Here is a 1,207-nt window from a genome sequence, read left to right as displayed (position 1 = left end):
GTGCTGTGCTGATCGCTTCCCCAAACACATCCTTAGATGCTTGCGGATATTGTCCAGGCTGTGGGCCAACCTCTGCAGTTTCATATAAATTTCGAGCATTGGTAAGCGCTGCAATCAATGCTGCTTTATCTACAACCACTTCTGAATTGCTAATTGAAATGTTCTTACTGCCGAGGAGCGCTTCAATTACAGTTCCCTGGGGCGCTATACCAAGCTTTGCCTGCGTAACTGCAATTGTACTGCTAGTATTCATAACACCGGCTTTAACTTTAAAAGCAGTATTCAGAACAGGTGTGCCGGCTCCTAGTATCCCTCCGATATTGGCTGCAATTAGTCTAACTTTTCCGGGTGTACTTTTATCCTCTGTAACAATTTGAATGTCGGTATTTACACCAGAAGCGCTTACATACTCAAATACGTTGGCATCATAAGCTAATGTAATGTCCTCAGCAAAAACAGGTTGTGTCAAATTCGCCAGGCTAACGCCCACTGTAAAAGTGCTTTCAGGCTTAACGCTGTTGTCTGCTGAAAGTACTGCTGTAGGTACTAATGGTTGAGTGGATGAAACCACCGTAATATGAAACACGGCTGTTTTACTACCGTCTGCTGTGGTTGCAATAATTACTGCATTTCCTTCTGCTACTGCGTTTACCTTTACGCTAGTTGCACCTGTAAAAGGATTGTAAAATGCTTCAGTAACTGTTGCTACTTCTGTATTACTTGATGAGAAGGTTACCTTCTTGTCTGCAGCATTTTCGGGGGATATGGTGGCAAGCAGTATTGCGGTCGACCCCTGAATCATGCTTAACGCAACTGTTACATCTGTTACGGGTACAACCCCTTCCGTATTTCGAGTCTTGAATGTAGCTTCGAGGTTTGTATCGATTGCAGCTTTAACGGCTTGTGGCACCCCGATAAATATGCTCGCTAATACAGCCATAGCCATAAACAGGGAAGCAATTTCTTTAACTTTTCTCATCTTTTGAACTCCTTTTTTTAAAAAGAACAGATGGTCTCTCATGTAATAGTTAATCGAGTTATGCCCTACTCCCACTTAACGAGAGAGGGCATAACTCGCTGTTCAAATTATGAAATTAATTATTCGAGTATCTTAGATGCAACGATCGCAAGATCCAGAATGTCGATCTTATTATCGCCATTCAGATCGGCTGCTTTAGCAGTCGCCCAATCCGTACTTGTAGAATCC

2 protein-coding genes are annotated in these 1,207 nt (G+C 42.8%); both read right to left on the bottom strand.

What is annotated here, in order from left to right:
- Nucleotides 1-979: Ig-like domain-containing protein (locus AC1DUA_RS38360; protein ID WP_477504677.1), on the bottom strand; the 979-nt coding region annotated here is incomplete at its 3' end.
- A 119-nt stretch (nt 980-1,098) separates the two neighbouring features.
- A partial coding sequence (locus AC1DUA_RS38355; RefSeq protein WP_477504678.1) for a dockerin type I domain-containing protein occupies nt 1,099-1,207 on the bottom strand: 109 nt, incomplete at its 5' end.

The organism is Paenibacillus sp. 01T422 (assembly GCF_056398785.1).
This window is presented reverse-complemented; position numbering and strand designations above follow the sequence as displayed.